A 26,910-nucleotide genomic window follows, 5' to 3' on the forward strand; every position below is an offset into this window, starting at 1 on the left:
CCTGGGGCGGTGGTTCCGGCCGCCGCCCCACCCACCGCACAGGAGCAGTACGTGAAGCCTCCCAAGCCGGCCGCGAACCTGCCGAAGAAGCCGGCACGCCGCCGCTACATCAGCGCGAACGTCGAGGTCATGCTCCGCGACCTGTTCCCCGGCCTGGTCCCCGCCACGGTCATCGAGGAAGCCGTCCGCCAGCACGCCATCCGCGAAGGCCGCCTCAAGAAGCCCAGGAGGCAGGCGTGAGAGGCCCGGCCCGCATGCCACTGACTCCGCGGCAGTCGACCGTCCTGACCGCCGCAGCCGACGGTGCACCGCTCGCCGTCGTCGCGGCCCGCGTCGGCACAACCCGTCAGCAGGTCGCCGCCCGCCTGTCCGAGGCATACCAGCGGCTCGACGTCACCCACCTGCCCCGCAACCAGCGCCGAGCAGCAGCCGTTCGTACCGCCCGCACTCGCGGGCTCATCCCCAATCCGACCAAGGAGACCGTCCGATGATCCGTGTCCGTCACGCCCTGCCTGCCGTCCTGCTGCTGGCCGCCCTCACCGCCTGCGGGACCGCCGCCCCGGCCGCAACCCCGACGAAGACCGTCACCGCCGAGCCCGCCATCGAAGGCGACACGGCCCCGCCGCCCGCCTCCGCCGACGACGACATGACGCAGGCCGTCGTCGACCTCACCTGGGACCAGACCAGCGAGACCGACAAGACCGCCATGTGCGACGGCATCGACCTCTTCGGCACCGAATGGGCCGCCGGCCAACTCCGCGACGGCGCAGGCGACGACAGCCTCGACTGGGACCGCGCCGCCGTGATCATCGAAGGGAAGTGCGCGCAGCGATGATCCGTCCCGAACTGGCCCAGCTCGAGCAGCTGCGTGCCGAAGCGGACGCGTGGCGGCGCAAGGCCATCCGCCGCGCACTCGGCACCAGCCAACTCCGCGGCGCCATCGAAGGCTGCCGCGACCTCATCGGCGAGGACATCACCCGCAGCGACGCGTGGGGCGACGGCTACCGCGAAGCCATCAACGCCCTGCGGGAAGTCCTCCAGGCCTTCGGTCAGCTCGAGCCCGCCTACGACGGCCCGTCGATAGCCGAATGCGCTGCAGCCGACCGCCGTTGGCCGCTGGAGAAGGAGGGCGAGTGACCTCAGCCTGAGCCGGGCGGCGCCGCCTCGCCGTGGCTGTCATCCGGCTCCCCGCCCGGAGGGTGAAGCGCCCCCTCAACGGCCTTCTGGCGGGGCGACTTTCGACTCGCCATCCCGGCGGCAGCACGGGCCAACTGTGCCTGCAGTTGGTCGAACGCCGCCGGGCCCGATAGCTCCCGCAACCTGCGACTTCTGCTCATGCATGTTCAACGCGCCAACGCGCAGCCCGTAACTGCAATACCGCCGAATGGAGCACCCGCCAATGTCCCTCGACGACGTCACCGCCCCCGCCTGCACGATCTGCCGGAGTGGCCTCTATGCCGACGAGCTGGGACACCAGGCCTGCCGGCCCTGCACCGAACGCATCGACCGCGACCTCCGCGCGCTCGCCGGGGATGACGGCCTGTACGCCCGCCTCAGCGGCCGGCTCATGCCTGGCAGCGGCAACGGGGGCCCGGCGGTCTCCGGAAGCCGCACAGCCCCGCTCCCGCTGCGTCTCGAACCGCTGTCGCTCATGGCCCGCGGGGGAGTCGTCACCGTCCTGCAGACGTGGATCGTCGATTGGCACGAGCTCCTCGACTATCGGCACCCCCGTTGGGAAGGCGGCCTGCAGCAGCAGTGCGACCAGGCCGTTGGCCGGCTGCGGACTCTGCTCCCGTGGGCAGCCGAACGGCACGCCGCCTTCGACGAGTTCGCCCGCGAGATAGGCCAGCTGCGGCGTCAGTGCGAAGCGCAAGTCACCGGCGAACGCCCGCCCCGCCGCCTGTACGTCGTCTGCCCGTGCCAGCAGCGGCTCGGCTTCACCCTCGACACGCTCGGCCTCCGCTGCCCCAACTGCCAGCAGCAGCACGGACACAGCGACCTCCTCGACCTGCCGTTGGCCGACAGGAGCGCGGCCTAGTCGCGCGACGGGACCCGGGCGGCGAGCTCTCGGGCCAACCGGGTCGCAGTGTCGCCGTACCAGTTGCTCTCCGTCCCGTAGTACCTCAGCACTTCGATCGCGTCCTGCGCCTCCTCCAACGTCAACAGCGGCAGCAATGGGGCAGGGGGCTCGGGCGCAACGAAGTCTGCGGGCTGGTCGCGGAACACGGCGTCAGTGATCTCATCCATGCCCACGCAACGGCGCCACAGCAGGCCGGTTACGGGCACAAAGAAGCCCCCGCCCAATCGGGCGGGGGCTCCTTGCTGTGCTCAGCGGCCGTACTGCCAGGTGTTGCCGGTGCCTCGATACTCGGAGACGGGGATCGGCTCGACGCCTTCCCGCATGCGGGTCCGGTACAACTGGCCGTGCAGGTGGTCGACTTCGTGGGCTACGAGGCGGGCCAGGCCGCGCTCGAAGATGGTGATCCGCTGCGTGCCGTCGATGTCCTGGTGCTCGACGCTGATCGCGAGCGGGCGAGGGACCTTGCCGCGCACGTCGAAGAACGACAGACAGCCCTCGTACTGCTCGTCGGACTCCGGAGACTCCTCCACGATGCGCGGGTTGAACAGCGTGATGGATTCGCCGTCCGGGGCGCGGACGATCGCCGCGGCCCGGTCGATGCCGATCTGCGGCGCCGCCATCCCCATGCCCTTGCCGAAGACGTGAACGCCAGACGCGCGCTCACAAGCGGAGATGAGCTCGGCGACGACTCTGCGAGCATCCTCAGCCTCGGCAGGCAGGTCGAAAGTGCGGGCCGTCTTGGCCAGGATCGGGTCGCCTTCCTGGACGACGCCTACGGCGCGCATCCGCTCACTTGCTGTCGCCTCGGTCATCATTTCCTGCCTGGTCTCCTCGGTGTCGGGGCTAGCTCGGAACTTCCATTCGAGGCGGTAGCGGGCGTGCAGCGGTGGGTCTTCGGTGGACCACGAGAACACGCGTCGGTCGGCCTCTTCGGTACGGCGTATCGCGGTGCGCAGCGGCATAGCCTCTGCGGTCATGCTGGTCTCGGTGCCCCACACGACCGGGTCGAGTTCGGTCGGGAAGGCCAGGCGGACGCTCATGCGGTGCGTGGGCAGGCGTACCGCGCGCTGGAACCAGGAGCCCCACTTGTTGTCACCGACGGTGTAGCTGTACTCCAGCCATACCGATTCGCCCGGGTAGAGCGGGAACCGTCCGAAGAGTAGCCAAAGCTCCTTGAACGCGTCCCGGTCATGCTTGACCTTCCACGTCAGCGGCTCGCCGTCGATCGACGCGCTCAGGCCGATCTCTTCCCAGGTGAGCGGGTTCTCTCGGTAGTGCTGGTTCGAGCGCTCCGGGTCGCCGGGGTAGCGGTCGACGGAGATCCGAACCAGGTAGCGGGTGACCGGGTCGGGGGAGTCGTTGTAGAGCCGGCGGCGTTGCGTCGCCCGGTAGACGTGCCCGTCGTAGTGGAGCGTCGTGTCCTCGTGCTCCACGATCAGGCTCGTCGCGTGCGTGTCCTCGGCGTTCCCTCCCGGGTGAGGGGCGACCGGGCTGCCATGTCGAGCGATCTCCCGGTAGGTCCGACGCAGGGCACCGCCGGCCTGGAGGGCGTCGTCGGCCTTCTCGGCGAACTCCTCTGACGCTGGCAGCTGGCCGCCCTCGACCTTCGACACGTAGGACGGTACGTAGCCGACCTCGCGGGCGAGCCTCGACTGGCTCATCCCTCGCACGTCGCGCCAGTGCTTCAGCTCGGCAATGAACGCCTCGGCTGCCGCCTGCATCGCTCCCCCTGTGCCTATGAGTGAGTTGTGAGTGATCGACTCTCAGGCTGACCTCACACCCTCCCCAGGCGATTTCCTAGTCACGAGGGGAGGTGGGAGATGTCTCAGCCGCTGGAAGCTCGCTACTCGTCACGCTTGGCGCTACGCACCGTGCTCTCCCTGAGGGGCGGCACGCCGGCAGCGTTCGCGATCCGACGGATGTGGTTGCGGTCGTAGGGCGTGTGGTCGGAGACCTCGCCTGGTCGCGCTTCGCGGTTCAGCAGGATCTCGACGACGGCGGAATGCAGCGCGTCGCGTGCCTCGTCGAAGGGCTTCTTGGCTGCCTCATAGGCCGCGCTCAGTTCGTCCAGCCGCTTCAGTGCCGCGTCTCTGCGCGCCGTCGCCTCATCCGTCATAGCCAGATGTTCCCACAGCCCCCCGTTGCAACTACTGGGGGCAACCAACACGAGATTCGGCCAGTTCCTCCTGAGCGCTTGCGTTTGCTTCATCATGTTGCAACTATAGAGCGCATCAAGCCGCTACGCCAGGGCATGAAAAAGCCCCGCCGGTGCTGTGAACACCGAACGGGGCACTGGTTCGGATCGCTGAGAGGACCCAGAACCATGACGACCACCGTACAGCCCGCCATCAAGGCGGACAGCCCCATCACCCCCCGCCTCGTGGCGGCCCTGATCGGCCGGCCGAGCCGGACGCAGACCGTGTTTATCGAGTGCCCCGACTCGTGGTGCACCGAGGCGCACGCGTCGGAGCCGGAGATCGCGGTCGAGGACATCACGCACTACGGCGACATGTTCGGCGTTCAGGTGCCGACGATGCTCGACGAGGGCACCGCCATCTACTCGTGGTTCGCGCGGCTCAACGCCGTCCCGGCCCACCACGACGAGCGGATGCGTACCGCTCACGTCCTCATCGGGGACGAGTCCGCGGACGAGGCGCACCTGACGCCGGCCATGGCGGACGAACTCGCGGGTGACCTGATCGCGTTCGCCGCCCAGATCCGGGCCGCCGCCCACACGGCGCGTACCGCGAACGCTTCGGCGGTGGCGGCATGAGCACCGCAACCCTTCCCTTCGACGTCGTCCGCGCCGTGACCCGCTTCGAGGTTGCGAAGTCCCGCTACGCGGAGCTGTCCGCGGTGAACGCGATCGACCTGTCGGGCGCGCAGTACATCGCCCTCGGTGACGCGCAGGCCACGATGGCCGCCTCCCGCCGCTTCCTGGAGCGTGCCGGCCTGCTGCACCTGATCGAGGTGACGGCGTGACGGCGAAGCACTCGCACAAGCCGAACTTCGGCCGCCACGTCGACGACTGTCTCCGCTGCCAGGAGCTGAAGGAAGGCGCCGAGCCGGTTCGCTGGGCTCCGTCCCGTCGCGAGCAGGACGAGCGGCGGGCGGCCGAGATCCGCGCCCACGACTGCAAGGTCTCCGGCTGCTCGATCGTCTGCACGTTCGGGGACTGGTGATCGTCGTGACCGCCGAAGAGAGCGCAGAACTCAGCCGCAAGGTCGCCGAGGCGAACAAGCGCAGCGAGCAGCGCCCCCGCTAGCCCACAGCTGCCGCGCTGGCGGGGATGACGTTCCCCCACGGCCTCCGCCAGCGCGGCGCACCACCACGCAGTACCCCAATTCCCGCTTGATCCACGTGAAGGGCACCCCCATGTCTCCGTACCTGTTCTCCGGCGATCTCGGCGTCACCGAGCTGGGCCGCAAGGCGCGCGCCACCACGACTGTCGCCGAGGCGATGGTCCTGAGCATCACCGACCTGTTCGGCGAGTACGTCAAGGCCCGCGAGGACGGCGACGTGACCCGCATGTTGCAGATCCGTCTGTTCGCCGACCCGGACCTGCTCGCCGAGTTCGACGGCTTCGACTACCCGGCCGCCGCCTAACCCGAGAGGACCGCTGACCGTGATGGACACCGCCCAGCCCACCCACACCTGGCACGACGGCATCACCATCAACGGCCAGACCTACTACACCCGCCACCCAGTCCCCGGATCGTTCGCTAAGAGCTCCGAGCTCCTCGGCGACCTGACGGCCACCCAGCGCCAGCAACTGACGGCCATCCACGAGACCGCCCACGCCATCGCATGCCTCGCCGCTGGCGCTCACGTCCACTACACGAGGCTGGCGCCGGCCACGGAGCCTGTACCCGCCTCCCTGAGTGCACCCGTCACTGTCAACGGCCGCGTCTCCGCCTGCAACTTCTCCGATGGCCAGGGATACGCCGTGTTCCACGGAGCTGGCGAACGAGCCGAGAACCGTTGGCTCCTCGCAAACAACCTCTGGACGCCCACCCGTGCCGCGGGCGTGGAACTCGGCGCCTACACCGACCGCCGGAACGTCCTCTCCACCAACCCGCACATCGGCTTCGGCAAGGACCACAACGACTACCGCGTCGTCCACGACCTCGCCGACCAGATCGTCGACCAGCACTGGGCCGCCATAACAGGCGTCGCTGACGTTCTTGCCGCCCGACTGCACTTGACCGGCGATGAGATCGCCGAACTCACACAACTCCCCAACGGCACCCATTCCAACAGCTGCACCGGCATCCCTGCCGCCTGACTCCGCACCACCCCAACCCGAGAGGACAGCTCATGCGAAGCAAGCGAGTGAGGGACGAGCAGCACCACGACGCCCACCTCATGGGCAAAAAGGTCCAGCACGACGGCGAGACGTACACGGTGGTCGGTCTGCAAAGCCGCTGGGCCACCGTGTCCCGCCCCGACGGCTTCCAGCGCAACGTCGCCATCAGCGACATCGAAGACCAGTAGCCCCAACCCCAACAGAGAGGAGCCCGTCATGGGCCGCTTCACCGACATGATCCGCGGCACTCGCGAGCAGCGGGAGCACAACGCCCGCTTCAACAGCGGCGACACCGACCCGGACAGCGACGAGTTCGTGGCGTCGAACGACCAGGCCGACGCCGCCGAGAAGGCCGCGAAGAAGCCCCGCCGAGGCTGACCCCAACGCCGGGGAGGCACCCGCTTCCCCCGGCACCCCAAGACCCTTGAGAGGAGGAGTCATGAGGAAGCCCCTGCAGTCCCTGCGCCGCCTGGACGTGTTCTCGGTGGTGGAGAAGCTTCTGACGCTGGCCGCTCTGGCGCTTGTCGCCATCACGGTCGGCGGGCAGCTGGGCCACATCCTGAACCTGCACGGTCCGCTGGGCACCGCGGTCGGTTGGTCGATCGCGATCATGTACGACGCGCTGTGGATCGGGTCGCTGCGGATGTCGGAGGTCGCGATCCAGCAGCGGTCCCGGGTCGGGATGGCCGTGATGTTGGGCCTGTCCGCGTTGGCGGTCGGCGTATCGACCGGGACGCTCCTGATCCTGGGGCACGCCAAGGTCTTCGCCTTCGTGCCCGTCGCTGCAGCCCTTTTCATGGGCCTGCGCCTGTTCGCCGCGAACGTCCTGGCAGATGGAGAGACGGCGTCGCGGATCGCCGATCAGTCGGCAGCCGACCGCAACGCCCGAGCCCTGGCTGCGGCCGATGCCCGGCATCTGCGGGTCGAGGCCCGCACTGAAGTCGTCGCCGAGACCGCCGGCCACCTCGCAGCCATGGAGCGGCAGATCGCTCAGGCGCAGGTGTTGACGACCGCACAGAAGAAGATCAATAAGGCGCGAGCTAAGGCCGAGGACAAGCTCCAGAGTTCAGAGTCGAGCGACGGAGAGAAGGCCCGCGCCTTCGCCCAACGGGACCTCGTAGGCGCTGTCTCCCGGCCTGCGGTCACGGCCGGCGGAGACAGCGGCGCCGACCTGGACGGTCACACGGTGGTCACACAGGCCAAGCCGGAAATCGCACCCGTGACCACACCCCCCGTGACCCGGCCTGAAACCGCGGCTCCGGAGACCGGGGAGACGCCCGTCGGGCAGGCCCCGGTCGAGAACCAGATGAGCCTGCAAGAGCTCGCAGACGCAGAGGGCATTCCGCTGCCCGAGCCGGGCGCCAAGCTCACCAACGAGCAGCTGTCTGTGGTGATCCGCTGGCTGCGCTACGGCATGGAGCCGCCCCGCTCCTACCGGCAGGCGCAGAAGGACTTCCGTGACGCCGGCTTCGTCGCTCGCGAGGAGCGCATCCGCCACGCCTGGACCGAGATCGAAGAGCTTGAGACCGGCACCCCCATCCGCTAGCCGGCGATCGCCGCAGGGTCCAGCACCCAGGAGTTCTGGACCTTGCCGCGACTGCCGGAAGCAGTCGGCTTAGCAAAACCGCAGGTCAACCGGTGAGTGACCCGGTGAGCGGAACGCTCGCAGACCCGGCAAGCAGACCCGGAACGAACCGACCAGACCAACGAAGAGAGGAGATCAGCCGTGCGCGGAGCCACGTACTGGCCCAAGGAGATCAAGCAGAAGGACCGCGTCTCCCCGAAGACGGGGGCGATCCGACGGCTGGACCGCCTGCGCAGCGTGCTGCGCGACCTGGACCCGGAGGTGGCCAACCGCGCATGGCGCGAGGTCGGTGATGCCCTCCAGGCCATCACCGACCGCTACTCGACGTGAACATTCACCCGCTCATTCACCTGGGTGACAAGTGAACTCCCCGTCTGCTACGCGCGCACGTGCGCGCACGACGCCGACGTTCACCCGCCCCGATCACAGCAAGTAAGGGGAACACGATGGAACTTCTGCTCATCGCGGCGTGCGCGTGGCTCGCGTACACGGGCGGCGCGCAGAGCGAGCAGGCGAAGCTGGGGCTGTCCCCGGCGCAGCGCGACCAGATGCGAGAGCGGACACGTCACGAGAAGGCCGTCCAGAAGATCGCCGACAAGCACGGCGAAGCGACCGTTCCTGCAGTCGGGAACTCGTCGCCCTGGAAGGACGCGCCGAACGCCAAGTCCGCAGATGGCGCCCCGGCCACGTTCAGTTCGGGCTACCGCAGTCACCGCCCCAGCCGGCCCCCGCTCGGCCACCGCGCCGGCACCTGGGCAGGCAGGAGCGTGACCTGGGCGCACGACACCGGGCGGAACGCGATCCGGTCGTATCGCAACCGACGCAAGGCCGCAGGTCACGACGACCCGGCACCGGTGCTCGTGCCGCTGCCGCCTACCGTCCCGCCGATGGTGCCGCCGATACCGGCCGAGCCGCCCGTCGTCGCCGACGACGGCGACAAGGCGGAGGAGCCGGCTGCCGACCCAGTCGAGGCGGCCAAGACAGGCGAGCCCGAAGCACCGAAGGACCCCGCCACCGACATCACAAAGCCGGAGCCTGCAGCCGCGGAGGACGAACCCGCCACGGACGGACCGCCGGAAACAGCACCGCAACCCACACCGCAACCCGCCGACACCCCACAAGGAGTTGGGCGCATGGCAGCAGAAGTTTCCTACGAGTCAGTCCTGGACGAGAGCGACGAGCTCTCCATCATGTGCGAGGACGATGTGCGCACCTACGACAGGATCCGCGAACGGGCCGAACGGGAAGTCGGACGCGGCGACGCACTCATGGCCTCGATGCAGGACACCGGCTTCGGCCAGAAGACCATCGCCTGGGTCGCCCGCTGCACCGAGATCTACGGCGTCATCCGCAGCGGCGTCACCGAACTCCAGCAGAACACCCTGGCCCAGCGCGAAGCCGTCGTGAAAGCCAAGACGCTCCTGGAGGTCGGACAGGGCGTGTACGCCGGCATTGCCGCAGACATGGAGTCCGTCGCCGACCGGCAGGCCTACATCTCCGACGCCGTCGACGCGGAAGACACCAACGCCCACAGCGAGGTCTACGAGACCAAGGAGGTGGCCTGACCATGAGTGTCGCCGCGAAGGTCAACTCGATCGTCACCGTCGCCGCAGTCCTCGCCAGGGCTGCCGCCTACACCGTGCGCGCTCATCGCACCAAGAGCGCCACCGAACGCATGAAGGCCAGGTACGAAGACCGGGCCGCCTCCGCCCGGTATCTGTCCGAAGCCATGACCGTCCTCAACGTGGACGAGCCGACGACCACCGCATACATGGAGGTGTCGCGGCTCGGCACTGCAGCGGCAGGCAACGTCGGCGCGATCGTCTCCGCTGCGGACGACCTGATCGTGGCCGCCCAGGGCCTGGAAGCGGAGACGCAGTCCCAGCACGGGCGCATGCGGGACGCCAACCGCACCAATCCGGTGCAGATGAGCGAACCCGCCTTCATCCAGCGCCGCTGACACCCCGAAGGGCGGGGCCAGCACGCCCCGCCCTTCCACCACCCGAGACTCGGAGAAGACCGATGGCAACCATGACCGTACCCACCGCGCAGACCAACGAGAAAGGCGCCGAACCGACCACCTCCAGTGCGCGGGCCAGCCGCCTGCTCACCCCCGGCGTCCTCGTCGGCGCCGGTGCAGGTGCGGTATCAACCCTGCTCACCGGTGACCCGCTGCTGTACGCCACCGTAGGAGCCACCGGTATCGCCGCAGGCTGGACCGCCCTCGGCATGAACCCGGGCCCGTGGCGGTGGCTGCCCGGCGAGGGCGCGCCGTGGCAGTGGCTGAACAGCGCCAGCAACAGCTCCTACCGGCGCCGGCTGCGTCGCATGCGACACCGGCTTGCCGCCGACCCCGGCAGGCTTCCTGCCGTCGGCTCTGGCGGTGAGCGCCTGTTCGTGATCGGCGGCAGTGACGGTTGGCGGCTGCATCCCGACCGTGACGCCCTGGTGCGCGCCGCGACCGGTGACTCCCATCAGGCCCGCTGCGCCCTGCTTCGCACCGCCTGGGAGCACGCACTTCCTTCCTGGGGCAGCGCCTGGTGGCGCAAGCACTCGCTGGCCGAGATGGCGCTGCGTGCCGGTCCGCTCGCCGCCGTACCGGCCAGCGGCTTCGCTGAACTGCCCTGGTGGGGGCGCCTGCTCGTCATGAGCGCCGCCACCGGCTGGGGTGCCCGCTTCATCGGCCGCCCTGACTGCGGAGGCGACGCTGCGGAGACGCCGAAGGGCGCCGCTTGGTACCTGGCGCAGTGGGCCGAATGGATCGCCCACGAGCGCGGCCAGCTGCCCGGCTCCAAACTGACCAACGCCCACCTCGACGACAACCAGTTCACTGCGATCATCGTCTCCAGTACCGGCCGGTCCGCACTCAACGTCGACCAGGACTCGGTCTCCATCGCCTTCCGGGTGCCGCCGCGCGCCGTGAACATCCACCGGCCCGACGACATGCCCGCCGACCGCGCCACCCTCAAGGTCAAGCTCCGCGCCACCACCAGCGAACTCGACATGGACGACCTGGTCGCCGTGTGGGCCGAGTACAACCCCTACGCAGGCAGCCAGCTGATAGCCCCCGAAGCCACCGAGTTCGGCCGCAGCTTCCAGATCCTCATGCCCCGCAAAGGCTCATCCGTCGCCGACGTCCAGCCGCGGGCTATCGCCCAAGCCCTCGACCTCGAAGGCGAAGACGCCGTCGCCCGCCTCCACCTGCGCGTCGTCGACGCCCGCCGCATCGAGGTCAACGAGATGACCAACAACCCGCTCCAGGGTGGCGTTGACCTTGACCTCGACGCCCTCCTCATGGACGAGCAGGGCTACATCACCGTCGGCAAGGACATCTACGGCGGCGCTGCCAAGTGGCGGCTCCTCAAGTTCGACCCGAGCCGCCGCGGTCTGTCCGGCAGGCCGTCCGCATCCGCCGTGCACTCCTTCGGCTCCGGCACCACCGGCGCCGGCAAGACCTCCCTCGAAGAAGACCTGCAAGTCGCCCAGCGCAAGAACGGGTTCATCTCCTGGCTCGCCGACGGCAAAGGAGGCGCCGGGTACGCGCCCTGGCAAACCGAGCTGGACTGGCTCCTTAAGTCGCCCTATGGGGCCATGCTCATGGGGCAGGCCGCCAACGCGGTGAGCGAGTACCGGTACGCGGAGCAGATGAAGCTGCAGTGGCTCGACGCCGACGGGTTCACCGAGAACGGGCGCAGCTTCTTCGTGCCCGACGATCCCTTCAAGCCCATGTCGGCGGTCTGGGACGAGTTCAACGAGATGATCCTCAAGGATCCCCAGGCTGACCACGTCAAGCCACTCCTGCGGTCCGTGTCCAGCGTCGGCCGTCTGTCCCGAGCAGCGGGCATCGGTGCCCGCATCTGGGTGCAGATCCCCAACCTGGACTCGATCGGCTCCGATGCCAGCGCGAACGCGATCAGGGACATGCTTCAGTCCGGGAACATCGCCCTGTTCCGCACCGCGCGCTCCGACATCGACATCATGTCGCTCGGCTCCCGCACCCCCGAGTTCCGCCTCGCTCCGCTGCCCGAGCGGTTCCCCGACGGATCCGAGACCGGCGGCATGTTCTACATCGCCGACGGCAAAGCCCAGTACACCCAGTCGCGGGCCATGTTCCACAGCAACCCGGCCCGCGTCGCCCGTCAGTTTCCTCTGGAGTCGATCAGCTGGCAGGAAGCCGACGCAGCCTGCAAGGCGGGGCCGGCCGGGCTCGCCTACCTGCGCCGCGAGGAGTACCGGCACCTCGACGCTGGCGAGGAAGAGCAGTTCCTTCGCGAGCTGGTCGCCAAGGTGCAGGAGAAGAACAAGAAGAACAAGACCGTCATTGTCACCACGCCCGCACAGTCCGCAGACGCCGGCGCGGACGTCGATGACGACGACCTCGACGACATCGTGCCGCCCAGTCGCTCAGAGCTCGTCTGGCGCGCCGTGGACGGCGGCGCACGTCGCAACAAGCAGATCGCTGAGGCCACCGATCTCACTCGGCAGAACGTCGCCAACGCGACCGCGCGCCTGGAGCGCCTCGGAAAGCTCGAAAAGAAGCGGCAGGACTGGCACACCGCACAGCCCCTCGACAACGAACCCATCAGCGCCTAACCCCACCTGGAGAAAACATGAACCTGACCGTGACCGGCCTCGCCCTCATCGCCGCCATCGGCATCGCCATCTGGATGAAGAAGGACAGCAGCTTCCGCCCGCGCGAAGTCCTCGTCGTCTCCCTCTTCTGGGTCCTCGTGATGATGACCCCGATCGGCGCCGGCGTCGTCGACAAGGTCCAGACGATGATCGGCAACGGGGCTGGGGCAGCGACACAGACCGTCAACGACGTCTCCGCCAAGTAGCCCGCAGCGGCGGCCCGCCCAACCGCGGGCCGCTGCCACCAAACCCACCACGCCACCCCTGGCCCGGAAGGAGCCCCAGCCATGCCCGCACAGCCTGAGCCCACCGACCGGGCCGAAGTCCACAAGCTCGCCGGCGCCGTCGAGGAAGCGCTCGCCCAAGCGATGCAGACCCGCTACCTCAACCCCGACCTGCCGTCATGGGAGGACGGCCCCCGCATCGGGACGACACCGCCCGCGGACCAGCCCGGAACCCGACGGCCCCCCATGAGCCAGCGCGCCGTCGACCTCAACACCACGATCCTCTCCAGCAGCGTCCTCGCCGCCACCCTCGGTGGAGCCGGCACCGCCGTCATCTGGGCCACAGGGCACGCCAACCCCACCGTCATCGGCTGGGTCTGCGGCTGCGTCATCGCCGTCCCCGCCGCCCTCGCCATCCCCGTCCTCGCCCTCAAAGGCCTCATGAAGAGCGCCAAGGAAGTCGTCCAGGCCGCCCCGCCCGAGATCCACAACCACTTCGGGGCGCCCGTCTACCAGGACCAGCGCAACATCGACAGCCGCACCAGCGGCGTGTGGGCCAAGACCAACAACCAGCAGTGAAGGAGACCCGTGAACGGCGTCTACAACAACCGCCGCAACGGCCACAAGGCCACCACCGACGGCATCACCTGGACGTGCAGCTGCGGCAAGCAAGGACTTCAGAGGGACGACCAGCACGCCATGCTCGCCGCCGGATTCCACGTCCGCCACCCCGACAAGCCCATCCCTGCCTCGTACTGAGAAGGAACCCCATGCCGAAGAAGATCACCGAACGTGTAGCCATGGCCCGCCACGCCGCATCCGAACTCGCCACCCGGGGAGCGTGGAAGAACGACCGACCCACCGCCACCGTGGGCGTCGTGAAGACCAAGGCGAACGCCATGTACGGCCGCTACCTCACCACCGAGATCACCGACGAAGAAGCAGCCGAGGGCCTCCGACTGGCACTCGCTCAGCAGGGGATCACACCCACAGCCGCCTGAGCCCGCAACAACGGCGCGCCCCCGCAGGTCTAGTGCGGGGGCGCTGCTGTGACCGTACAGGGCCGTGCTCGGTCTCTAGCGAGAGGATGACCCCATGACCGACGACATCGTGCAGTGGCTCGGCGAGCAGCTCGACGAGGACGGACGGATCGCGCGGGCCTGCTCCGGAGACGGTAAGTGGGATGAGCGCGACATCGTCATTTACGGCCCAGACCTCGGCGTGGAAATCCTCGCTCACATGGCCTGGCATGATCCGGCGCGGGTGCTGCGCGAGATCGACGCCAAGCGGCAAATCGTGAAGCTGCACGGGCGCGCGGTGCTCCGGTCCGGAGGTGGGGCACAGCACTTCGCCACGGCGACCGTGTGCCGCTCCTGCGAACCGAACCACCAGTTCCCCGAGCATTCGTGGCCCTGCCCCACGCTGCGCCTGCTCGCCCTGCCCTACGCGGACCGGCCCGGCTACCGCGAGGAATGGCGGCCGTAGAGCATGCACCGCGAACCCTCAACCGTAACTTGACAGTTCACCTGCACCGAAGCGATGATCTGCTCATATAGACATCGTGCGCTCAAAGGGCCATCCGAACCCGGTGGCCCTTCGTCATATCCGCAGGAGGTGAGCATGCCTCCCGCACTCGCCACCGCCGCCGACGCCGCCTACTACACGGGCCGTCCCGTTGGCACGATCTGGCGCTGGGCATCCGAAGGACGCATCAGCCGGCACGGCAAGGGCAAGAGCGCCCGCTACGACCTGCGCGAGCTGCCTCGCAAGACCGTCGACGAATGGACCGGCGAGGTCGCCCTCGGCGACCCGCCGGCGCTCCCCGAAGGCGCACGCGCCGCATAGCTCGGGGTCAACGTCCCCCGCGGACCCCGATGTCCCGCCGTCTGCCCTGGCGGGCGGCGGGACCCCAACCCTTCGAGGAATCATGCGCCGAACGCTCACTGTCGCCGCGCTCACCGTGACCTTCGTCCTCGGCCTTGCAGGCTGCGCGGACGACGGCTGCAGCCCCGGGCCGACGAGCTCTCCGACAACGAAGCCGCCCACGTCGAAGCCGCCCACCAGCGCGCCCCCGACGAGCCGGCCGCCGACATCCGAACCGCCCAGCAGCGGGCCCGGCACTCCGCCCATCGAGGGCACCGACAACTGACCTCCCGAGGAGCAAGCCATGCCCCGCGTTGCAATCCCCGTCACCCAGATCTCCCGCGCGGGTGTAGCTGCCCCGACCGAGGTCAATGGCGACGCCACGAACAACCACTCCGTCGCGAACAACGGTCGCGTCGTGCTTCTCGTCCGGAACTCGGGCACCACTGTGGCGCGCACGGTCACTCTCAGGATCCCCGGGCTGACAGATGGACAGGCCGTCACGCCCAAGACCGTGAGCATCCCCCAGTCGACCAGCCGCTACATCGGCCCGTTCCCCACGGACGCATACGGATCCCCGATGCAGGTCGACGTGGACAACGCAGAGCTCAAGCTGCTCGCCTTCGGGATCTGATGGCAGCCACAGGCCGGTGCGTCATCCGCTGCCCCGAGTGCAAGGAACCGATGCGGCTCAGCGTGCAATTCACGCACACACGCGCGGGTGATGGCCTCCATGCCCGAGCCCGAGCAGACATGAGCCTGGTCTATGGGCACCTGGCCAAGGCGCACGCAACAGCAGGGCTCGACCGCGCCTAGTCCTGGAAGGATCCGTCACGCCTGCGCTGATGGCGCTTCATGAGGTGTTTGCACTGAGGGCAGTTCCTCATGAACACAGGCTTGACCAGCCAGGCGAGCGTGAACAAGTAGGCCGCCTTCAGGCCCATGCGGCCGATGAAGCTCTTCGTGCACGTCTTGCAGTCACGGCACCCGCTTGCCATTGCAGACCCCTTCATCCTGGAACCCCCCTGGTTCCTGGGCAAAGCACGCTAGTGGAGGGCAGGTGATGCTGGTGCCCAGACGGGCAATGTCCATCTGCTCCACGCCAGGCTGCCCCGAGTACACAGCCAGTGGCAGGTGCACAGACTGCAAGGCCAAGGCCGAACGCAGGCGGGGTACGAGCACACAGCGCGGCTACGGAACCCAGCACCGCAGACGCTTCCGTACCGCAGTCCTGGAGCGCGACCCTCTCTGTGTGCTGTGTAAGGAGAGGCCGAGCCAGCACGCAGACCACCATCCCCGTAGCAGGCGAGAGCTCGAGGCAGCAGGCCTTGATGCCAACGACTCGCAGTACGGGCGAGGGTTGTGCGGTCCGTGCCACAGCGTAGAGACCGCGGCGCATCAGCCAGGAGGCTGGAATGCCGGCCATCCGTGAACACGCGCAGTGATCACGGGACCTTGATCACCCCCGGGTTGTCGAGGCATCCAAGATCGACGTGGGGGGTGACCCCCTCAGGATGATCACGGAAAGACCGCCGGGGAGGGCTCCCGCAGGTCGGTCAAGATCAGAACTCCCTAGTTGATCATCAACGGGGCTCAGCCGGCCACGCAACGTGACGGCGTATCTGGCCGCGCAACGCGGCAGTTGGAGTGATCGATATGCCGAAGGGTGGAGCACGCGCACGATCCGGTCCCGCGCCCGATCCGAACGCGCTGCGGCGCGAAAGGGACGCCGGCGAATGGACGATCCTGCCCGCCGAGGGCCGCCAGGGCGCAACGCCCGAATGGCCGCTGACGGAGCAGAGCGTCCGGGAAGCCGAACTGTGGGCTGACCTGTGGCGGAAGCCGCAGGCCTTGATGTGGGAACGGTTCGGCCAGGAGGTCGAGGTGGCGCTGTATGTGCGCCGGCTGACCGAGGCCGAGCTCATGGACTCCCGGGTGAACCTGTCGACGCTCGTGCGTCAGATGGGCGATTCGCTTGGGCTGACGACGCCGGGGATGCGCGCGAACCGGTGGAGGGTCACGGCCGAGGAAGCCGCCCCGGTGGCGACTGGCGGCCGGAGGCCGACCGCCCGATCGTCGTCGCGTTCGCGGCTGAAGGTCGTCCCGGGCGATGGAGACTGAGTTCGTCGTCGACTTCCCCACACTGTGGGTGGCCTGCGACTGGATTGAGCAGCACTGCGTGGTCCCGGACGGCTTCCGTAAGGGCGAGCCGTTCGAGATGTACGACTGGCAGCTGTGGTGCACGGCGAACTTCTACCGGATCAAGCCTCGCGCGAAGGTCGGTCAGTTGGCCCCCGCGTTCCACTACCGGCGGTCGCAGTGCGTGGCGCCGCAGAAGACTGGCAAGGGTCCGTGGACAGCGAGCGTGTGCGCGAACGAGGGTGTCGGGCCCGCGGTCTTCGACGGCTGGGCCAAGGGCGGCGAGGTCTACGACTGCCGTAATCACGGCTGTGGCTGTGGCTGGATGTACGAGTATCAGCCCGGCGAGCCCATGGGCATCCCGTGGCCGACGCCGCTGGTGCAGATCACGGCGTTCTCCGAGGAGCAGACGGACAACGTCTACCGCCCGCTCCAGTCGATGATCCGCAACGGGCCGCTCGGTGAACTCATGCGGGTCGGCGAGCAGTTCATACGCTTGCCGAACGACGGCCGGATCGACGTCGTCACCTCGAGCGCTCAGTCTCGCCTCGGTAACCCGGTCACATTCGTGATGCAGGACGAGACGCAGCTGTGGACCGTGGCGAACAAGATGGACCGAGTCGCCACGACGCAGCGCCGCGGCGCGGCCGGCATGGGCGGCCGGACCATGGAGACGACCAACGCGTGGAATCCGGCTGAGGATTCGGTGGCGCAGCGCACTGCCGAGGCCAAGGTCAAGGACATCTTCCGGTTCCATCGGACGCCGCCAGCGTCGCTCTCGTACAAGAACAAGCAGGAGCGTCGGAAGATCCACCGGCACGTCTATCAGGGCTCCACGCACGTTGACCTCGATGCGATCGAGGCCGAGGCCGCGGAGCTGTTGGAGAAGGATCCTGAGCAGGCGGAGAGGTTCTTCGGGAACCGCATCGTGTACGGCTCCGGGTCGTGGATGAACGGGGACGCCTGGGACAAGCTCGCAGGTCCGCGGGAGGTGCCGGACGGCACGCCGGTTGTGGTCGGCTTCGATGGCTCGGACGTCGATGACTGGACGGCGCTGCGCCTGGAGACCCTGGACGGCTACCAGTTCACCCCGACGTTCGGACCGGATGAGCTGCCGACGATCTGGAATCCGGCTGACTACGGCGGCCAGGTGCCGCGCCTGGAGGTCGCTGCGGCGATCGATGAGGTGTTCGCGCGGTTCGACGTGATCCGCTTCTATGCCGACCCGCCGTACTGGGAGTCGGAGATCGACGCGGCGGCGGAAAAGTACGGGGAGAAGCGCGTTGTGCGCTGGTACACGTACCGCACGGTTCAGATGCACGCGGCGGCCGAGCGGCTGCTCACCGACGTCAACAAGGCCGACAGCGCGTTCCGCCATGACGGTTGCCCGATCACCGCAGTCCATGTCCGCAACGCCCGCAAGGCCGCTCGCACGGGCGGCCGGTACGTGCTGGCGAAGGCGAGTCCGGCGCAGAAGATCGACGCTGCGATCCCGAGCATCCTCGCCCACGAGGCCGCCGGTGACGCGGTGGCTGCGGGTCAGGCCCGTCCGAAGAAGAAGTCGAAGATGCTGATCATGCGATGAGGGTGGGTGAGTTGTGGAACGCACCGAACTGCAGTGGCTCACTCACCTGGTCAAGTGCCACGACAAGGACCTCGGCGAGCTGAAGAGACTGAACTCGTACTACGAGGGCAGGCAGCCGCTGTCGTACATGGCGCCGGAGCTTGAGCGAGAGCTTCAGGAGACGGTGCGGCAGGTCGTCGTTAACTGGCCCCGGCTGGTGGTCGACTCGGTCGAGGAGCGCCTGGACGTCGAGGGCTTCCGCTTCCCTGGCGAGCCGGGCGCGGATGACGAGTTGTGGCGGATCTGGCAGGCCAACGACATGGACGAGCAGTCCCAGCAGGGGCATCTCGATTCGCTGGTTATGGGCCGGGCCTACGTGGTGGTCGGCACACGGGAGGGCGACGACGCGACGCCGCTGATCACCGTCGAGTCGCCGCTCGACATGTTCGCGGAGTTCGATCCGCAGACGCGTGAGGTGCGCGCGGCGGTGAAGCGCTGGTGCGAGGACGGTGAGACCGGCACGGCCGACTACGCCGCCCTGTACCTGCCGGATGCGACGTCGTGGTGGGTGAAGGAGAAGGGTGATTGGGTCCCGGATCCGGAGCATGAGCGTGACGATCACGAGATCGGTGAGGTCATGGTCGAGGTGCTGGCGAACCGGCCGCGCCTGAAGTGCCCCAACGGCACGAGCGACTTGGCGGACGTGATTCCGATCTCGGACGCGGCCTGCAAGATCGCGACGGACATGATGGTTTCTGCCGAGTACCACGCCACGCCCCGCCGGGTGGCCTTCGGGTTCGGCGAAGAAGACTTCGTCGACGCCAACGGCCGTAAGGTCAGTGCGTTCTCGCGGATCATCGGCCGGATGTGGGCGACGGAGAAGAACCGCAAGGAAGACGGCGCCGACGTCATCCAGTTCAGCGAGGCTAGCCTCAGCAACTTCCACGAGACGATCAAGCTGTTGGCTTCGCTTGTGGCCTCCCTCGCCGGGATGCCGCCGCACTTCCTGGGGTACGCCACCGACAACCCCGCCAGCGCCGACGGAATCCGCAGCGCGGAGACGCGCCTGGTGAAGCGGGCAGAGCGCAAGCAGCGCAGGGCGGGCGGGACTTGGGAGCGGGTGAACCGCAAGGTCTTGCGCCTGCGGGACGGCATCTGGAACGACGATGCTCGCTCGCTGGAAACGATCTGGCGCGACGCATCGACGCCGACTGTCGCGCAGAAGGCGGACGCCGCAGTGAAGCTGCACACGACGAAGATCGTGCCGCTGCGGCAGACTCGCGAGGACATGGGCTACACCCAGGCGCAGATCGAGCGCATGGAAGAGCAGGACGAGCAGGCCGCACAGGACGCGATGCAGCGCTTTGCTTCTGGTGATGTGGCGTCGATTTTCGGTCCGAAGCCTCCTGTGGAGGACGCGCCGGACGAGGAAGCTGAGGAGCCGGCCGGTGCCGTCGCCGAGTGAGCTCGGTCAGGTGCGCTACCGGCAGGTGTCGGCAACGATCCGGACGGTCGTCGAGCAGATCCAGCAGCTGTGGAAGGGCCTGTCAGCGTCCTCGATCGAGCACGATCTCACGGGGCCGGCCGGGGCCGCGATGCTCGCCGCGGTCACCGAGGGGCAATTCACCGTTGCGGACGCCGCTCAGGCTTACATCGCCGCGCAGATGGTCGCTCAGAGCGGATCCGCGCTGGCCGAAGCGACGCTTATTGCGGAAGCGTTCGCGGGGATCGCCCCGGACGGCGGCCCGCTGGAGACGCTGCTATTCCTGCCGGCGATCGGTGTGCGCCGCCGCCTGGCGGCCGGTTACCCGCCGGATGAGGCCATGCTGGGCGGGCTGGCGGACATGGCCCGCTACGCATCGACTGCTGTGGCGGATACGGCCCGCTCGTCCGACCAGGTCGGCATGGCCGCGAACCGCAACTGCGTGGCCTACGTGCGGGTCGTTCAACTGCCCGCATGCTCGCGCTGCATCGTCCTGTCGGGGCAGATGTACCGATACTCCGAGGGCTTCCTGCGGCATCCGAACTGCGACTGTCAGACGTTGCCGCTGCGACAGCACGAGTGGCCGGGCGTGCCGACGCCGAAGCAGCTGTTTGCGAGCTTGTCGCCTGCCGAACGGCGCCGCGTGTTCACCGTCGATGGGGCCCGCGCGATCGGCGAGGGCGCCGACGTCATGCAGGTGGTCAACGCCCGGCGCGGCATGGACAACGCAGGCTCACCCACGACGAGCGAGGGCATCACGCGCCGCGGACTGTACGGGCGCCGGGTCCGGCGCGCCGGCGGCGAGTTCGCGCGCTCCCCGGGCCAGCGCTACTCGCAGGCGACCACGCCCCGCCTTACCCCGCAGGCCATCTTCCAGCAGACGGCTGACCGCGACGGGCAGCTCCGGCTGCTGCGCCGCTACGGCTACATCGTGTAGCCGATTCCGACCTGACCTGGCGCAAGGCCTGGTCACTGATCCCGCAACGGGAGCACATCACCATGAGTACGACTCGTAACCGCTGGCTGCCTGCTGCCCAGAGCGGCTGGTTCCAGCTTGACCGGCACGACGACCCCGAACCGGACGCCCCGGAGCCTGCTCCGGATCCTGCGGACGATCCGGCGGATCCCGGGCCTGAGCCGGACCCGGACGGCGCCGACAAGCTCGGCGACCCCGGGAAGAAGGCGCTGGAGGCCATGAAGGCGCAGCGCGCCGAGGCCAAGAAGACTGCCGCCGCCGAGAAGAAGCGGGCCGACGACCTGGCACGGCAAGTCGCCGAGTTCCAGGACCGTGATAAGTCCGAGCTGGAGAAGGCCACCACCAAGGCGGAGAAGCTCGCCGAGCAGGTGGCCAAGGCCACCAACCGGGCCGTGCTTGCCGAGGTCAAGGCAGCGGCAGCCGCGTTCGCCGACCCGGAGGACGCAGCCGCGTTCCTCGACCTGACTGCCTACACCAGCGACGACGGCGAGATCGACACCGAGTCAATCTCGGCAGACCTCGACGCTCTGCTGGAACGCAAGCCGCACCTGCGGCGCCCTGCCGCAGAGCAGCCGAAGAAACCGGCACCGAAGCCCGACCCCGGGCAAGGTGCACGGCCCGCCACCCCGCCCACCGATTTCCGCACCGCAACCCGGGACGAGCTCGAAGCAGAACTCGCCCAGACGGTTCCGGGATTCCGTCTTCGCGCGTGATCCAGATCCGAGCCCGCCTGGCCGGGGGCCGCACCTCGATCGAGGTGCACGGTCACGAGGAACACGCCGAGGACGGCCGGGTCTGCGCCGCGGTGTCGGCCATCACCCAAACCGCGCTGCTGGGCCTTGAACAGGTCGCGCAGCAGTACCCGGACCTCGTGTCCGTCGAGATCACACAGGAGTAGACATGACCACACTGACTGCGGCCCGGCCGTGGTTCGACCTCGGCCGCCACGATGTGCGGTCGACTGTCCCCGTCGCGATCCGCGCCATGATGCAGAACGGCGTCCTGGACCGCGTGTTCCAGGAGGCGCTGCGCCCGGAGTTCATCTTCCCGGCCATCGCCGACTCGGAGCCGTGGCAGGGCGGCCTCGGCGACACCAAGACCATGACCCGCAAGGGCCTGCTCACTCCGTCGACGACACCCATCACCGGCTCGGACACCTCGGCCGCGACCTACGGCATCGAGCAGTGGTCCGTCACGATGGACCAGTACGGTCTCGCCGTCGACACGAACATGCTCACCTCGACCATGGCTCTCGCCAGCAAGTTCCTCGCGGACGTGCAGACCCTCGGCATCAACGCCGGGCAGTCTCTGAACCAGATCGCCCGGAACAAGCTGTACGCGGCCTACTCCGGCGGCCGGACGTGGGTCACCACGGCCGGGTCCTCGGACACCTCGATGATCGTCAGTTCGGTCGCGGGGTTCACGCAGGTGCTGGTCAACGGTGTCCCGACCGCCGTGTCCGCGTCGACGCCGCTGAACGTCACGATCGAGGGCGTCGCCAACACGGTGACCGGCGTCAACGTCGGCACGAACACCCTGACCCTGGGCACCGCCCGCGTCGACGTCGCCGGCGACTACGTGGTGGCGTCGAACGCGCCGACCACGATCCGGGCGACCGCCGCGGACACGGCCTACGACCTGACCACGTCGAACACCGCGACGTTCGCGATGTTCCGCTCCGCGGTCACCCGCCTTCGGAAGATGAACGTCCCCACGGTCGGTGGCTACTACGTGGCCCACATCGACCCGGACACCGAGGCCCAGCTGTTCTCCGACTCGGACTTCAAGCAGGCGCTGCAGGGACGGATCGACAGCCCCGTCTACACGGACCTGTCCATCGGCCGGTTCGGCGGGATCGACTGGGTCCGCAACATCGAGGCCCCGACCATCCAGGCCGGTACGACGGGCACGGTCACCGTGCACCGTCCGATCGTCCTTGGCGCCGGCGCGCTGGTAGCCGCTCCCTTCGAGGGGATCGGCGACCTGCTGCGCGGAACCGGCGTGGAGGACGTCCCGGACGTCTCGATGATCGAGGCGGCGCCCGGCGTGCAGGTCGCGCGGATCGTGCGCCCGCCGCAGGACCGCCTGCAGCAGACCCTGTCCACGTCGTGGTCGTGGGTGGGCGACTACGGAGTCCCGTCCGACGCTCTCGCGAACGGCGACGCGGCCCTGTTCAAGCGCGCCGTGGTCCTCGAGCACGCCTGATCCTGCCTTGCCGGGGAGGGGCTTGCTTCTCCCCGGCGGCTTGAAGGAGACAACATGCGTGTGAAGGTGCTCGAGGCGAGCAGTCCGTACTACAACTACGGGCTCGTTCCCCTCACCAAGGATCAGGAAGTATCCGGCGGGCTGGCCCTGTTCCTGCTGGAGACCGGTTCGAACGTGGAAGCCGTCGACGAGGCGGCAGCCGACTGGCTGGCCGCACAGGCGGACGCCGAACAGCCCCAGGAGCCCGCGAGCGCTGATGGCGACCTGGACATCGACGCCAACGCCGCCGACGTCCTCGCCTGGGTCGGTGAAGACCCGGAGCGTGCCGCGGAGGCACTGGCCGCCGAGCAGGCCAAGGATAAGCCGCGGTCGACGCTCGTCAGGCAGCTGGAGAAGCTCGCCGACGCCGGCAGCGAGTGAGGGGAGGCCGCCATGGCACTGCCCCTGCTCGCTACGGCGGCCGACCTCCAGGCGACAGGCGTCACCGGGACGCCTGAGGCCGTCGAGATGGCGCTCCGGCGGGCGTCTGCCCGGGTGCGGCGCTACACCGGCCAGCAGTTCACGCTCGTCGAGAGCGACACAGTGGAGTTGCGAGGCGGGGAACGGGTGCTGGTCATGCCACAGCGCCCACTCATCGTCGACGCCCAGAGGCCGCTGACGGTCGTCGAGGTGGCGGATTTCGCCGGCATCGAACTCGAGGCCGTGGAGAACCGGGACTTCTCCCGGATCGGCAGCGAGCTGACCCGCGGCTATCCGTGGCAGGCACCGACGAGACTGATGGGCTGGCCCTGGAACCGCGTGCAAGGCGTGTGGGCCGACAAGGTCCGCGTCACCTACAGCCACGGCTACAGCGAAATCCCGGACGACGTCCTCGACGTGGTCCTGGACCTGGCCACGATGAACCTGACGAACCCGAACGGGCTGCGCTCGGAGACGGTCGGCGGCGAGTCGCTGACCTACGCGGCGGAGACCATCGGGAACGCCAAGCTGACCCGGCAGCACAAGGAAGATCTCAGGCCGTACAGGCGCACCGCGTTCTCGGTGATCCCGTCATGAGCCTCCTGTATACGCAGTCCGTCACCATCGTGCGCCCCGGCGCGGTCGAGGACGAGTACGGCAACGAGCGTCCCGACTGGGGCGTGGCAGCCGTCCGCACACCGGTGTCGGGGGTCAACGTCCAGCCCTCCGGAGGCTCGATGGAAGACACCGACGACAAGCAGCTCACGGTCACCGGCTGGCGCCTGTACACCCCGCGCCGTATGGATTTGGACTTGCGGGAGACCGACCGGGTCGAGTTCGAGGGCATGACCTTGCAGGTGACCGGCAAAGTCGCCCGCTGGCCGGCGCCCGGCGGCGGCGTCCATCACATCGAGGCGGACCTGAAGGAGGTCGATTGACATGCCCTCCGGCTCTTTCCGCTTCATCCCCAACCCGCGCATGTACCGGGAACTTGCACGCTCACCCGGCATGCGGAACGCGGTCAAGGGGCCTGCCGACCGCGGCGCCGACGTGGCCCGTGCGCTCGCCCCGAAGTACACGGGCCCGACCTACAGCCCGGCAGTCCAACGCCACGGCGAGTACGCGGCGAGCCTCTACTCCGCGGCCAGCATGGGCCCCAGCGGCTGGCGTGCCGAGTTCGGGGCTACCGCCGCCTGGTGGGGTCAGGTCGAGTTCGGCTCGGGCCGTCCCGCAACCAGCCGCAACCGCCCGCAGACCGGCCGGTCACCGAAAACCCGCACGCTCGGGCGTGCCCTGGACACATTGAGGAGCGCCTGATGCCCCGCATCGAACTCGCCCACTGGCACGGCACCCATCAGCCCGGCGACGTGATCGACGTCGACGACGTACAGCTGCGGGAGATGCAGCGCGACGGACGCGTCGCCCGGGTCGTCACCCCCGCCGCGGCTCCGGAGCCGACGCCGGCCGCCGAGCCTGAGGCGCCGGAGCCGGGCCGCAAGCGGCGATGACAGTCCCGGCGGCAATGCCGGACATCGAACTGGTCGCCGTCACCTATCTCAGATCCCTGCTGCCGCAAGACGTGTTCGTGGGCACCGAGTGGCCGGCCACGATCGCCGAGCGACTTCCGGTCGTGGCGGTCTCCCTTGGCGGCGGCGGCTCGCGGCAGCGGTCCATCACCGCCGACAGGGTCCTCGACATCGACATCCTGGCGGCCACCAAGTCCCAGGCCCGACAGCTGGTCGCGGACGTCTCCGCCCATCTGCTGGCCGCGGCCGGTACTGCCCAGCCGGGCGCCCGCATCTACGGCGTCGACGAGACGAGCGTGGTGTGGCTGCCGTTCGAGGCGGCACCCGAGACTGATCCGATTCCGCGGTACGTGCTCGTGATGAGCATGGTCATCCGCCCCGCATAGAGCTTCACCAACCCGCGCCCCCATACCCATTCACCCGTCGGCATTCTGGCCGCACGGGTCCTCGCTATGCCTGGAGGCATCCCGTGGCGAACGACGCCGACAACGTGCGGGTCGGACTTACCGGCTCCATCTTCATGGCCCCCAAGGGGTCGACGGCCCCCGTGGATCTCGACACTCCGTGGGATGCGGCCTGGCTCGACCTGGGCTTCATGTCAGACGACGGTGTGTCTCTCGAGTATTCGACGGACACAGAGGACATCGGCGCCTGGCAGTCTCTTTCGCCGGTGCGCCGCATTCTGACCAGCGTCGACATGACGCTCGGCTTCACCGCGATCGAGCTCAAGTCGCGCACGATCACCGCCTACTTCCCGGGCTCCACGATCTCCCTAGTGTCTGGCGCAGTGCAGCGCCTGGACATCCCGGCCGCCCCTGGCCCGCAGGAGTTCGCGTTCGGCCTCGAGTGGATCGACGGCACGATCAAGAACCGGCTCGTCATCCCGCGCGGCGAGATCACCGACCGCGGCGGCATCACCCTGGCCCGCTCCGAGGCGGTCGCCCTGGAGATGACCGTGTCCGCCTACGCCTCGTCCGCGCCCGAGATCGCGACGTGGCTGTCCAACGACCCGGCCTGGGCCGGGGCGTAACCCGACTCCCGGTAGGCGTGCCACGCGGGTCGCGCCTACCGGGTTCAACCCGCTACCACCTGCGAGGAGAACAGCATGACTGCCACCAAGAAGGCCGCTGCGGGACGTGAAGTCGTCTCCCTCGACGCGCTCGCCAAGCAGCGCCGCGACGCCCTGCCCGACCCGACGACATACGACCTGTGGGGCGTTGAGTTCACGCTGCCGCCCATCAAGGCCCTGTCCTTCGAACTCCAGGAGCGGGTCGGCGACTTGAACGACTCGGCCGGCGTCCTGAAGGAGATCCTCGGCGAGGCGAAGATCAAGGAGATGTACGCGGCCGGCTACCAGTTCGGCGACATCGAGCTGATCGCCGAGGAGTGGCAGAAGCGCAGCGGGATCGAGCCGGGGGAATCGCCGGCCTCCACCGATTCCTGACGGAGCACGGGGAGGCCGTCGAGTGGGACATGGCCCGGTACTGGCCGGGCCGGTCCCTGCTGGAGCTGTACCGCGGCGAGATGTCATGGCGTGAGCTGCGCGTCTTCCTGCGCTACCTGCCCACGGACAGCGCCACAGCGCGCTCGGTGCGCGGGTCCACAGCGACCGAGGATCAGTGGACCCTCGACCGGCATCTGCTGGCGCAGGTCGTCGAGGCGACGCGCGAGAACACGTTCGCCATGGTCAAGCTGCACGGCGACCCGAAGAAGACGCGGCAGCTGAAGGCCCCGGACCCGATCGAGCGGCCCGGCGTCGAGGCACGCAAGCAGAAGAGCAATGTCATTCGCTTCGGGGGCCGTCACGGTTCCGGGGCAGCCCAGCTGGCGGGGGTCTTCGGAGGCCGCGCCGCAACCCAGTGACGGGG

The 26,910-nt window shown here is 68.6% G+C and carries 45 protein-coding genes; 41 read left to right on the forward strand and 4 right to left on the reverse strand.

Features of this window, described 5'->3' with window-relative positions; genetic code table 11:
- Window positions 1–51 precede the first annotated feature (51 nt).
- The 5 genes from AC07EJ_RS04430 to AC07EJ_RS04450 all read left to right on the forward strand — a co-directional run bounded on the left by AC07EJ_RS04430 (window position 52) and on the right by AC07EJ_RS04450 (window position 2,038).
- Complete coding sequence (locus tag AC07EJ_RS04430; RefSeq protein WP_478883732.1) at window positions 52–240, forward strand: hypothetical protein; 189 nt, start codon at window positions 52–54, stop codon at window positions 238–240.
- Window positions 241–254: 14 nt separating this feature from the next.
- Entirely contained in the window at window positions 255–491 is a 237-nt protein-coding gene (locus AC07EJ_RS04435; protein WP_478883733.1) for a hypothetical protein, read from the forward strand.
- Entirely contained in the window at window positions 488–835 is a 348-nt protein-coding gene (locus AC07EJ_RS04440) for a hypothetical protein (protein ID WP_478883734.1), read from the forward strand. The genes AC07EJ_RS04435 and AC07EJ_RS04440 overlap by 4 nt, the downstream gene beginning before the upstream one ends.
- Complete coding sequence (locus tag AC07EJ_RS04445) at window positions 832–1,137, forward strand: hypothetical protein (protein WP_478883735.1); 306 nt, start codon at window positions 832–834, stop codon at window positions 1,135–1,137. Before AC07EJ_RS04440 ends, AC07EJ_RS04445 begins: the two co-directional genes overlap by 4 nt.
- A 262-nt stretch (window positions 1,138–1,399) precedes the next feature.
- Entirely contained in the window at window positions 1,400–2,038 is a 639-nt protein-coding gene (locus tag AC07EJ_RS04450; RefSeq protein ID WP_478883736.1) for a hypothetical protein, read from the forward strand.
- Here the strand turns inward: AC07EJ_RS04450 and AC07EJ_RS04455 are convergent.
- The 3 genes from AC07EJ_RS04455 to AC07EJ_RS04465 form a co-directional block, all read right to left on the reverse strand.
- Window positions 2,035–2,247, reverse strand: a complete 213-nt coding sequence (locus tag AC07EJ_RS04455; RefSeq protein WP_478883737.1) for a hypothetical protein — start codon at window positions 2,245–2,247, stop codon at window positions 2,035–2,037. The two genes, AC07EJ_RS04450 and AC07EJ_RS04455, sit on opposite strands and share 4 nt — an antisense overlap.
- A gap of 81 nt (window positions 2,248–2,328) precedes the next feature.
- A complete protein-coding gene (locus AC07EJ_RS04460) occupies window positions 2,329–3,801 on the reverse strand; it encodes a peptide deformylase (RefSeq protein WP_478883738.1) in 1,473 nt (490 codons plus the stop codon).
- A 122-nt stretch (window positions 3,802–3,923) separates the two neighbouring features.
- Window positions 3,924–4,292, reverse strand: coding sequence for a hypothetical protein (locus AC07EJ_RS04465; RefSeq protein WP_478883739.1), 369 nt, complete (start codon window positions 4,290–4,292; stop codon window positions 3,924–3,926).
- Between the two features lie 111 nt (window positions 4,293–4,403).
- Here AC07EJ_RS04465 and AC07EJ_RS04470 point away from each other — a divergent pair, with 111 nt between their 5' ends.
- The 20 genes from AC07EJ_RS04470 to AC07EJ_RS04565 all read left to right on the forward strand — a co-directional run bounded on the left by AC07EJ_RS04470 (window position 4,404) and on the right by AC07EJ_RS04565 (window position 15,324).
- On the forward strand, window positions 4,404–4,853 hold the full coding sequence (locus AC07EJ_RS04470; RefSeq protein ID WP_478883740.1) for a DUF6907 domain-containing protein: 450 nt from the start codon (window positions 4,404–4,406) through the stop codon (window positions 4,851–4,853).
- Window positions 4,850–5,062, forward strand: a complete 213-nt coding sequence (locus tag AC07EJ_RS04475; protein ID WP_478883741.1) for a hypothetical protein — start codon at window positions 4,850–4,852, stop codon at window positions 5,060–5,062. The genes AC07EJ_RS04470 and AC07EJ_RS04475 overlap by 4 nt, the downstream gene beginning before the upstream one ends.
- Window positions 5,059–5,262: a hypothetical protein gene (locus AC07EJ_RS04480; protein ID WP_478883742.1), complete on the forward strand. Its 204-nt coding sequence runs from the start codon at window positions 5,059–5,061 to the stop codon at window positions 5,260–5,262. The genes AC07EJ_RS04475 and AC07EJ_RS04480 overlap by 4 nt, the downstream gene beginning before the upstream one ends.
- Before the next feature lie 193 nt (window positions 5,263–5,455).
- Complete coding sequence (locus AC07EJ_RS04485) at window positions 5,456–5,686, forward strand: hypothetical protein (RefSeq protein ID WP_478883743.1); 231 nt, start codon at window positions 5,456–5,458, stop codon at window positions 5,684–5,686.
- A gap of 19 nt (window positions 5,687–5,705) precedes the next feature.
- Entirely contained in the window at window positions 5,706–6,365 is a 660-nt protein-coding gene (locus AC07EJ_RS04490) for a hypothetical protein (RefSeq protein WP_478883744.1), read from the forward strand.
- 32 nt (window positions 6,366–6,397) lie between these two features.
- Complete coding sequence (locus tag AC07EJ_RS04495; RefSeq protein WP_478883745.1) at window positions 6,398–6,574, forward strand: hypothetical protein; 177 nt, start codon at window positions 6,398–6,400, stop codon at window positions 6,572–6,574.
- A gap of 28 nt (window positions 6,575–6,602) precedes the next feature.
- Window positions 6,603–6,764: a hypothetical protein gene (locus AC07EJ_RS04500; protein ID WP_478883746.1), complete on the forward strand. Its 162-nt coding sequence runs from the start codon at window positions 6,603–6,605 to the stop codon at window positions 6,762–6,764.
- Window positions 6,765–6,825: 61 nt separating this feature from the next.
- Window positions 6,826–7,932 (forward strand): hypothetical protein, encoded by a 1,107-nt coding sequence (locus tag AC07EJ_RS04505; protein ID WP_478883747.1) that lies wholly within the window; start codon window positions 6,826–6,828, stop codon window positions 7,930–7,932.
- 180 nt (window positions 7,933–8,112) lie between these two features.
- Window positions 8,113–8,301, forward strand: coding sequence for a hypothetical protein (locus AC07EJ_RS04510; RefSeq protein WP_478883748.1), 189 nt, complete (start codon window positions 8,113–8,115; stop codon window positions 8,299–8,301).
- Between the two features lie 116 nt (window positions 8,302–8,417).
- Entirely contained in the window at window positions 8,418–9,536 is a 1,119-nt protein-coding gene (locus AC07EJ_RS04515) for a hypothetical protein (protein ID WP_478883749.1), read from the forward strand.
- A gap of 2 nt (window positions 9,537–9,538) precedes the next feature.
- Window positions 9,539–9,931 (forward strand): hypothetical protein, encoded by a 393-nt coding sequence (locus AC07EJ_RS04520; RefSeq protein ID WP_478883750.1) that lies wholly within the window; start codon window positions 9,539–9,541, stop codon window positions 9,929–9,931.
- Between the two features lie 71 nt (window positions 9,932–10,002).
- Window positions 10,003–12,564, forward strand: coding sequence for a hypothetical protein (locus AC07EJ_RS04525; RefSeq protein WP_478883751.1), 2,562 nt, complete (start codon window positions 10,003–10,005; stop codon window positions 12,562–12,564).
- A gap of 17 nt (window positions 12,565–12,581) precedes the next feature.
- On the forward strand, window positions 12,582–12,809 hold the full coding sequence (locus AC07EJ_RS04530; protein ID WP_478883752.1) for a hypothetical protein: 228 nt from the start codon (window positions 12,582–12,584) through the stop codon (window positions 12,807–12,809).
- 81 nt (window positions 12,810–12,890) lie between these two features.
- Complete coding sequence (locus AC07EJ_RS04535) at window positions 12,891–13,406, forward strand: hypothetical protein (RefSeq protein WP_478883753.1); 516 nt, start codon at window positions 12,891–12,893, stop codon at window positions 13,404–13,406.
- Between the two features lie 9 nt (window positions 13,407–13,415).
- A complete protein-coding gene (locus AC07EJ_RS04540) occupies window positions 13,416–13,586 on the forward strand; it encodes a hypothetical protein (RefSeq protein WP_478883754.1) in 171 nt (56 codons plus the stop codon).
- 11 nt (window positions 13,587–13,597) lie between these two features.
- Window positions 13,598–13,828 carry a hypothetical protein gene (locus AC07EJ_RS04545; protein ID WP_478883755.1) on the forward strand — a complete coding sequence of 77 codons (231 nt, stop codon included), beginning with the start codon at window positions 13,598–13,600 and terminating at the stop codon, window positions 13,826–13,828.
- A gap of 94 nt (window positions 13,829–13,922) precedes the next feature.
- The gene (locus tag AC07EJ_RS04550) at window positions 13,923–14,312 is read left to right on the forward strand and encodes a DUF6221 family protein (protein ID WP_478883756.1); all 390 of its coding nucleotides are present in this window, start codon (window positions 13,923–13,925) and stop codon (window positions 14,310–14,312) included.
- 135 nt (window positions 14,313–14,447) lie between these two features.
- Window positions 14,448–14,672, forward strand: coding sequence for a helix-turn-helix domain-containing protein (locus AC07EJ_RS04555; RefSeq protein WP_478883757.1), 225 nt, complete (start codon window positions 14,448–14,450; stop codon window positions 14,670–14,672).
- An 82-nt stretch (window positions 14,673–14,754) separates the two neighbouring features.
- Window positions 14,755–14,976: a hypothetical protein gene (locus tag AC07EJ_RS04560; protein ID WP_478883758.1), complete on the forward strand. Its 222-nt coding sequence runs from the start codon at window positions 14,755–14,757 to the stop codon at window positions 14,974–14,976.
- A gap of 18 nt (window positions 14,977–14,994) precedes the next feature.
- Window positions 14,995–15,324 carry a hypothetical protein gene (locus AC07EJ_RS04565; RefSeq protein ID WP_478883759.1) on the forward strand — a complete coding sequence of 110 codons (330 nt, stop codon included), beginning with the start codon at window positions 14,995–14,997 and terminating at the stop codon, window positions 15,322–15,324.
- Window positions 15,325–15,502: 178 nt separating this feature from the next.
- Here AC07EJ_RS04565 and AC07EJ_RS04570 read toward each other — a convergent pair whose 3' ends face one another.
- Window positions 15,503–15,688, reverse strand: coding sequence for a hypothetical protein (locus AC07EJ_RS04570; protein ID WP_478883760.1), 186 nt, complete (start codon window positions 15,686–15,688; stop codon window positions 15,503–15,505).
- Window positions 15,689–16,346: 658 nt separating this feature from the next.
- On the opposite strand from AC07EJ_RS04570, the gene AC07EJ_RS04575 reads away from it, so the two are divergent.
- The 16 genes from AC07EJ_RS04575 (at window position 16,347) to AC07EJ_RS04650 (ending at window position 26,905) form a co-directional block, all read left to right on the forward strand.
- Window positions 16,347–16,811, forward strand: coding sequence for a hypothetical protein (locus AC07EJ_RS04575; RefSeq protein ID WP_478883924.1), 465 nt, complete (start codon window positions 16,347–16,349; stop codon window positions 16,809–16,811).
- Window positions 16,801–18,414: a hypothetical protein gene (locus AC07EJ_RS04580; RefSeq protein ID WP_478883761.1), complete on the forward strand. Its 1,614-nt coding sequence runs from the start codon at window positions 16,801–16,803 to the stop codon at window positions 18,412–18,414. Before AC07EJ_RS04575 ends, AC07EJ_RS04580 begins: the two co-directional genes overlap by 11 nt.
- A 13-nt stretch (window positions 18,415–18,427) precedes the next feature.
- Entirely contained in the window at window positions 18,428–19,858 is a 1,431-nt protein-coding gene (locus tag AC07EJ_RS04585; protein WP_478883762.1) for a phage portal protein, read from the forward strand.
- Window positions 19,842–20,813: a hypothetical protein gene (locus AC07EJ_RS04590; protein WP_478883763.1), complete on the forward strand. Its 972-nt coding sequence runs from the start codon at window positions 19,842–19,844 to the stop codon at window positions 20,811–20,813. Before AC07EJ_RS04585 ends, AC07EJ_RS04590 begins: the two co-directional genes overlap by 17 nt.
- Before the next feature lie 62 nt (window positions 20,814–20,875).
- Complete coding sequence (locus AC07EJ_RS04595; protein ID WP_478883764.1) at window positions 20,876–21,565, forward strand: hypothetical protein; 690 nt, start codon at window positions 20,876–20,878, stop codon at window positions 21,563–21,565.
- Complete coding sequence (locus AC07EJ_RS04600) at window positions 21,562–21,750, forward strand: ribosomal-processing cysteine protease Prp (protein ID WP_478883765.1); 189 nt, start codon at window positions 21,562–21,564, stop codon at window positions 21,748–21,750. Before AC07EJ_RS04595 ends, AC07EJ_RS04600 begins: the two co-directional genes overlap by 4 nt.
- Window positions 21,751–21,752: 2 nt before the next feature.
- Entirely contained in the window at window positions 21,753–23,057 is a 1,305-nt protein-coding gene (locus AC07EJ_RS04605) for a major capsid protein (protein WP_478883766.1), read from the forward strand.
- Window positions 23,058–23,111: 54 nt separating this feature from the next.
- Entirely contained in the window at window positions 23,112–23,477 is a 366-nt protein-coding gene (locus AC07EJ_RS04610) for a hypothetical protein (RefSeq protein WP_478883767.1), read from the forward strand.
- A gap of 12 nt (window positions 23,478–23,489) precedes the next feature.
- Window positions 23,490–24,113 (forward strand): hypothetical protein, encoded by a 624-nt coding sequence (locus tag AC07EJ_RS04615; protein ID WP_478883768.1) that lies wholly within the window; start codon window positions 23,490–23,492, stop codon window positions 24,111–24,113.
- Window positions 24,110–24,454, forward strand: coding sequence for a hypothetical protein (locus AC07EJ_RS04620; RefSeq protein WP_478883769.1), 345 nt, complete (start codon window positions 24,110–24,112; stop codon window positions 24,452–24,454). Before AC07EJ_RS04615 ends, AC07EJ_RS04620 begins: the two co-directional genes overlap by 4 nt.
- Before the next feature lies 1 nt (window position 24,455).
- Window positions 24,456–24,833 carry a hypothetical protein gene (locus AC07EJ_RS04625; protein ID WP_478883770.1) on the forward strand — a complete coding sequence of 126 codons (378 nt, stop codon included), beginning with the start codon at window positions 24,456–24,458 and terminating at the stop codon, window positions 24,831–24,833.
- Window positions 24,833–25,024 (forward strand): hypothetical protein, encoded by a 192-nt coding sequence (locus AC07EJ_RS04630; protein WP_478883771.1) that lies wholly within the window; start codon window positions 24,833–24,835, stop codon window positions 25,022–25,024. The genes AC07EJ_RS04625 and AC07EJ_RS04630 overlap by 1 nt, the downstream gene beginning before the upstream one ends.
- Window positions 25,025–25,038: 14 nt before the next feature.
- Window positions 25,039–25,428, forward strand: a complete 390-nt coding sequence (locus tag AC07EJ_RS04635) for a hypothetical protein (RefSeq protein WP_478883772.1) — start codon at window positions 25,039–25,041, stop codon at window positions 25,426–25,428.
- An 83-nt stretch (window positions 25,429–25,511) separates the two neighbouring features.
- Window positions 25,512–26,072: a phage tail tube protein gene (locus AC07EJ_RS04640; RefSeq protein WP_478883773.1), complete on the forward strand. Its 561-nt coding sequence runs from the start codon at window positions 25,512–25,514 to the stop codon at window positions 26,070–26,072.
- Window positions 26,073–26,147: 75 nt separating this feature from the next.
- Window positions 26,148–26,486, forward strand: a complete 339-nt coding sequence (locus tag AC07EJ_RS04645; protein WP_478883774.1) for a hypothetical protein — start codon at window positions 26,148–26,150, stop codon at window positions 26,484–26,486.
- Between the two features lie 29 nt (window positions 26,487–26,515).
- Window positions 26,516–26,905, forward strand: coding sequence for a hypothetical protein (locus AC07EJ_RS04650; RefSeq protein WP_478883775.1), 390 nt, complete (start codon window positions 26,516–26,518; stop codon window positions 26,903–26,905).
- The last annotated feature ends 5 nt before the right edge of the window (window positions 26,906–26,910 follow it).

This window comes from Streptomyces sp. NPDC045026 (genome assembly GCF_056432625.1).